The sequence below is a fragment of the Spirosoma daeguense genome (assembly GCF_054776875.1).
In genome coordinates this window covers 1-6171 of the sequence record NZ_BAAHBF010000006.1, presented here as the reverse complement: position 1 = coordinate 6171, position 6171 = coordinate 1, and the positions used below count along the sequence as shown (strand labels likewise).

Below are 6171 nucleotides of genomic sequence, written 5' to 3'. Positions count from 1 at the left end.
TGTAGTTTCTGAAGCGCCACTTAAGGGTGTCCGTCGTAGCTCATCCAGTGTGGCGGTGGCCGCACCATCATTCATAAGATAGTACAATTGTGCATATCCAGACTTTGGTAATATAGTCAGAGCCAAAAACAGCAATAGCAACCATTTGGGTAGCAGAAATCTGTTGAGTAGTTGTCGTTTCATAAGTTTCAAAGGGAAAGGTTGAAATGGAGAATCATGATATAATAAGTTGATTTACATGAAATTATACTTATTTAATAGTATGTTTATTTTTTTATTTTACAACATGGTGACTTATTGTTTACATATCAAATTATCTTAACCAGATACCGATTGTCAATACTATAAATTGACAATCGGTATCTGGTTAAGATAGCTACAGTGTAGGGTATTTAGCGTACAGATTATCAGGCTACTTCAGTGGCTTGAGCATTGTTAATTTTCTCGCTGATGTACCGCTTGGCAATTCCTAGTTCCCAGTCATCAAAGAGCAATGTCAACGATAGAGCTTCTTCTGTTTCAGTTTCGTTGGTAAACTCAGCTAAATTGAGTTTTGGTAGAAGCGACTCTACCGCTTTAACCACCTGATCGTATTTGTTGTATTGCTGCATCAACTCATCCCGATCCAGCTTCACCAGATCCAGTGCAACTTTATACGTAGCATACGTTGACGCGTAATCCTCTGGTTTCTCTTTGAGTATTTTCTTTAAGCTTTTAGCCTGTTCTTCCCGCAGGTCAATAATCAATTGGTTTAGGATATCCAGTTCTTTACTTGTCGTCTTGAGAATTTGCTGAAGACCGATAGCCCGTGCTTCATCAACACTCATGTACACTTCGAAGACAATCTGGAAAGTGCCTATAAATTGATTCGTAAAAAACGTGTTATTGGTGTATACCATTCCCGACGATCCGAAGAAGAGGTGCAATCCTCCGGATAAGGGCATGTCTTTCAAGGCTGTTTTTCTTGAGGCATCGGAGGCCACCGCAAACTGCGAAAGAACCCCCGAAATAAGAGCCTGAACCCGTGCAATGATCAGACTATAATCACCCCCGAAAACGCCGAGAAAATCCTTGGCAGCGTCGACTGTCGACTTAGACGCATCTTCTGATCCCGGAAGTGCTGTGGAAGGGAAATCGCCACCAGAAAGTGCTTTTCCCAGCGAGTCGATAATATTATTGATACGTGTCAGACTCCAGTCGCTGTAATTCTGATAGTCGCTTTGGCGGTTACCGAACAAACGACCGTAGTCCCATCCATTACCCTCATATTGTTTTTTTGCAATTGCGTCAATTTGGCCCGCTATTCGGTCTTCCTCAACTTTAGCTTCCTCAGAAAGTTTGTTCATAAACTCTCTGAACTTTGCGTCGTCTTTGATTTTGTCGTCAATTGATTTTGAGCGTCCCATGATTTTCTGGTTAAAAGGTAAACTGGAATTGGTTAAAAAAGAGGTCGATTGAAAAGAGGTTTTATTGTTTAAAGCGTTCTGATGATTGGGTTCGGGATGAAGCGTATCTGCAAGTGATCTGACTGAACGTAGTTTTCAGCAGCTTTAGCCTTTCGGTAGGTATTGTTTTGATCATTGCATAACAGATAATCAATATTGCCTCCGCTTTTCTGGGTTGCTTCTCGGCTATCAATGATCGAAACCCCTTTCGGTAAGTTTGCTTTCATATCTACAGCTACGTAGTTAAAATCACCAGCGATAAGCCAGTTGCCACCGATTCCGGCTCCACTTATCTGAGTGATGGCATTAACGATGTATAAAAATGTTGATGCTCCTCCACCAGATGGAGCATGTATACAGCCAATTTTGCCAATGCTAGTCGTTATCCAGAATACGGGCCGGTGCGTTTCATGACCGTCGTGCCAACCTTTAATAGGAAAATCACGGTATGTCCCCAGATCCTGGCGCCATAGGATTACTAACGTACACCGATTGTTGCCATCAATACTTGCCTGCCACGGCACCACATACCCGATATAATTTGCGTTGTTGATCGTTACAGTACTGAGTTCCTTGTAATAACCATAGGATGGCGCTGGATTCCAGTTACACAGTATTGGATTGCCTTTGCTATAGGGCGACCAATCTCCTGCTTCCTGAATACATATGCAATCGGGTTTGCCAGTATATTCTTTTGGGAAATCCTGATTACTTGACAGTATGTATGAAGTTGGGTTTTTACCCTGAGAGTTCCAGGAAATCAGCATCTTACAAGTCGTTTAGCCCCAAACCATATCTTGAGCGTGTAACAAAGTTGCGTACTGTTTGACTAGTAAAAACGGTCACAATTGCCCAATTTGAAAATCAAGTAATTGTGACCGAATAGAGCAAGTATTTAACAGGGTTTTTGCGAATAGGTATTTTTATGTATAGATAGCAGCAGAAAAATGGATGAATCGAAATAAAAGGCGCTACACAGATAGCTGTGTAACGCCTTTCGGTAGTACTACTTTTATATATTAGGGAGACTTGAAAAGGGGCTAAATTAATTTCGTGACGGATAGACGCCTTCCAAACAAATAATATAGTTGAGTGTAAGGAAGGGAGAACGGTTTTCGTGAGGCTGGTTTCCGCCCGTTATGCCAATACTGGCCGGATTAAGTATAGTATTAGGACTTCCATTTACATAGCTGTTCACTGTAACTGGATTTCCATCGCCATCTGCACCTGTGGCAGCAGCCAGTAGCGCCCCCGTAGGTGGTACCAGATCGCCAGCAGCCGTTGTTCCATTTAATGAGTGGCTATGAGCTGGCATTTGGGTCGATATTAACGTAACGCTTTCGGTACCACCTACTTCACCCAAACTGTAGTTCTGAAGTCCCGGACCTGCTCCGAAACCAATTGCGGCTCGTCCCCGCAAATCAGGTAGCGCAAACGTAGTAGTTCCGTTGCCTCCGTAGGTGGTTCCCAGCAGGGAATAGAGTGCAGAATATTGATTGATGGGAAGCAGTTGGCCCGCACAAAAAGCCCATCCCTTTATGGCGTAATTCCCTGCAAACAGCTTAACGATACCAATGTACTCTTCCATGTTTAAAATAAAGGTTAATGGTAAAAAAACATTTGTTACTAATAAGTAAATGCTTGGACGATCAACGAATACTGCTACTTGTTACTACGTTAATTTAAAATAGGTTGGAGGAATGAAATGCTACGTCCAGAACGACAATCACAACACCTGCGAAGCCTGAACTATAGGATATGAACTTGACGTGATGCAAAGATCAACCTCGATATAGGGGAATAAATGAGCAAAAAAGCGCTATTTCCAAATAGCGCTTTTAGACCTATAAGAAGAAGGTATTTATACTAATTTCTGAAAATAGGTATTTTTATGGGTATAGAGTCAGCTATAAAGCTCTTTATTTGCCAAAAAATATACTATAACGTTACAAATATGGATAATCAGGCAAATTTAGATTTAGTGCCATACGCCGTTCCACTCGCAACCGCTCAGGATTGGGTTACAAACTGGATTGATTCAGATTCTAAGGAACTGTCGGCTCCAACACCTCCTGCGGCCATGCGGGCATTTTTGGTTAGACGAGCGGAAATTGTTGAGTTGCTAAATCAGCTAGATACCGAGTTTATCCGAATGTATATAGGCAAAAAACCTGTTGAAGATGAGAATACGGGCAAAAAACATATTCGGCCATGCTTACTTCTGGTATCGGCTGCGTATCGTAAAGATGTTGATCCTACGAGCGAAAAAGATCCTAATACCGTCATTGACCTGATCGGGCAAATGAACGTTGAGAAAGTTCATGCCGAACAGAATTACAACGTATTCGACTTCACGCACGTTTGTCCTCCACAGTGTGACGATGAAAGTCCATTATTTATTCGCAAGGACAAGTCGTGTGATGATTGCTAAACACCCATTATTTTAATACGGTTTATCTGCTATGACAGAGCACTTTCTGCATTGGATGCTATTAAATGGATCTTATGTGCTGATTATTTCTGTAGGAATTGCTATTGTACGCCGACGGTTTTTGCAGGCAGAATTAGTTTATATCGGGTTGTTTCTACTGCTAAGTCTGATTGGTGAACTAGTTTCACTTACACTGTCAAAGTTGCATATACCGAATCTGTTTCTTCTGCACCTTTATACACCTATTGAATTCAATATAATTGCTTTATTCTACCGACGCTTCTTTTCAAATTTCTATCCAAAGTGGTTGGTTATAGCCTTGTTATTGATATTCAATAGCTTTGTCATCCTGAATGTTTTATTTGTTCAGCCCTTGACAGTTTTTAATACGTATTCGCGTGGTCTAGAGAGCCTTATGGTTATTGGACTCGCTGTTTTATGCTTTTATAAGATGCTTACCGAACTCGATGTTAAGCATCCTGAAACTTACCCCGTGTTTTGGATCAATACTGGCTTCCTGCTCTATTTTGCGGGAAGTCTTATTTTATTTGTATTAGCCAATATTACAATTGAGCAACCGAATCAGTCCTTAAGTTTGATGTCCTGGGGCTTACATTCCTGTCTGTTTGTCTTAATGCACCTTGCTATTGGCCTTGGTTTATGGTTCAGTCCCAATCTTCAATAGACTTATACGTCTTATTATTCGGTGGTTCGATAGCTATTTTATTCCTAGTAACTGGGTTAATAGCTTTTCTTTTACTATACCAAAAGAGGCTGGTGAAGCAGGAATTGGCCATAAAACAAATCGAGCTGAACTATCAGCAAAATGTAATTTTCCGTACGCTGGATGCCGTTGAAGACGAACGTCATCGCGTAGCGCGAGACCTTCATGATGAGGTCGGCGCTTCTTTGTCGATTATGCGGCTTCTGGTCGGCCAGCTCATGCAATGCAACTCGGTTAATGCTACGTCAGGGGATAAGCTCAAAGGCCAGATCGATCATACACTTGATACGATTCGACGTATTTCGAATGATTTGTTGCCACAGGGATTAGAAGAACTTGGCCTGGTATATGCTCTCGAGGGATTGTGCGAAGAGGTAATGGCTGCCGCTGAAAATGAGATTCAGGTAGTGGTACATGGTACGGTTAGCTTCAGCTCCCGGTTTAATCTGACCATTTATAGACTTGTACAGGAGCTGCTGAACAATGCCAGCAAATATGCGCAGGCTACCTATATTGAGATTCAGATTGTAGTTACTGCCGATCGATTTTTGCTTACATACAATGACGACGGTATTGGATTTAACATGGAAGAAGCGTATCAAAAGAAGAGTTTAGGCTTGAAGAATATTGAGACGCGCACGCAAATGCTTGGCGGATCAGTCCAGTTTAAAACGCACGAAGGACAGGGATTGCGGGTTTATATTGACATTCCATTACAGACCGACCTATGAAGTACATCAACGTAGCAATAGCCGACGATCAAGTTTTGTTTCGTAAGGGTATGTTGTCGATTATCAACAGTTTTGAGGGGATTCATATTACCTTAGAAGCTGATAACGGACGAGCTTTACTGGAATCTCTGGAAACAGCGGTGCCATTTCCTGATGTGGTTCTGTTAGACCTGTCGATGCCGGAGCTAAATGGGGTCGAAGTCACTAAGCAGCTGAATATCAAGTATCCAGACCTTAAAATAGTTATTTTGTCGGTATATCGGGAAGATCGCTTTGTAATCCATATGATCGATCTGGGCGTAAATGGTTTTCTATTCAAAAATGTTGAACCTTCGGAAGTCGAACGGGCGATTCGAACGGTTGTCGACAAGGAGTTTTATTTCAACGACGTTTTTTTGACAGCCATGAAAAACAGGCTTTCCATTAAGAAGCCACGTCAATTATTTAAGGTAGATACAGCCTCTAGTTTGACAACGAGAGAAATAGAAATACTCAATTTAATATGTCGACAATATACGGCTCAGGAAATTGCCGACCAGCTTAATATCAGTACACGCACAGTAGATGGACATCGAAATCATTTACTCGAGAAAACCGGGGCACGTAACACAGCTGGTCTGGTCATATTTGCCGTAAAAAATCATCTACTCGACCCTTCTTCACTGCTCTAATTCATCAAGAATACAAATTATGACTTTTTTACTTATGAAAGTACAATAGCATACTTTGGCACTTTTCCGAATATCTTGGCCCCCTATTAACTGGCTCTTACGCACTTTGTGTGGTTAAGTTTATGATCTGATTTTTAGCTTTTGGTGTTCTTTTCAAATGAGCACTCAG

Annotated in this window: 7 protein-coding genes and 1 pseudogene; 4 read left to right on the top strand and 4 right to left on the bottom strand. The window is 41.5% G+C overall.

Annotation, left to right across the window (positions count from 1 at the left end; translation table 11 throughout):
- The 4 genes and pseudogenes from ACYVD4_RS19430 to ACYVD4_RS19415 all read right to left on the bottom strand — a co-directional run.
- Nucleotides 1-183: pseudogene (locus ACYVD4_RS19430) on the bottom strand (hypothetical protein); the annotation flags it as partial.
- Between the two features lie 224 nt (nt 184-407).
- Nucleotides 408-1406, bottom strand: coding sequence for a hypothetical protein (locus ACYVD4_RS19425; RefSeq protein WP_460948624.1), 999 nt, complete (start codon nt 1404-1406; stop codon nt 408-410).
- Nucleotides 1407-1474: 68 nt separating this feature from the next.
- Complete coding sequence (locus ACYVD4_RS19420) at nt 1475-2212, bottom strand: endonuclease/exonuclease/phosphatase family protein (protein ID WP_460948623.1); 738 nt, start codon at nt 2210-2212, stop codon at nt 1475-1477.
- 278 nt (nt 2213-2490) lie between these two features.
- Nucleotides 2491-3033: a phage tail protein gene (locus tag ACYVD4_RS19415; RefSeq protein WP_460948622.1), complete on the bottom strand. Its 543-nt coding sequence runs from the start codon at nt 3031-3033 to the stop codon at nt 2491-2493.
- Between the two features lie 366 nt (nt 3034-3399).
- On the opposite strand from ACYVD4_RS19415, the gene ACYVD4_RS19410 reads away from it, so the two are divergent.
- The 4 genes from ACYVD4_RS19410 (at nt 3400) to ACYVD4_RS19395 (ending at nt 6002) form a co-directional block, all read left to right on the top strand.
- A complete protein-coding gene (locus ACYVD4_RS19410) occupies nt 3400-3876 on the top strand; it encodes a hypothetical protein (RefSeq protein ID WP_460948621.1) in 477 nt (158 codons plus the stop codon).
- Between the two features lie 31 nt (nt 3877-3907).
- Complete coding sequence (locus ACYVD4_RS19405) at nt 3908-4561, top strand: hypothetical protein (RefSeq protein WP_460948620.1); 654 nt, start codon at nt 3908-3910, stop codon at nt 4559-4561.
- A gap of 92 nt (nt 4562-4653) precedes the next feature.
- Nucleotides 4654-5331 (top strand): sensor histidine kinase, encoded by a 678-nt coding sequence (locus ACYVD4_RS19400; RefSeq protein WP_460948619.1) that lies wholly within the window; start codon nt 4654-4656, stop codon nt 5329-5331.
- On the top strand, nt 5328-6002 hold the full coding sequence (locus tag ACYVD4_RS19395) for a response regulator transcription factor (RefSeq protein WP_460948618.1): 675 nt from the start codon (nt 5328-5330) through the stop codon (nt 6000-6002). Before ACYVD4_RS19400 ends, ACYVD4_RS19395 begins: the two co-directional genes overlap by 4 nt.
- Nucleotides 6003-6171: the final 169 nt, after the last annotated feature.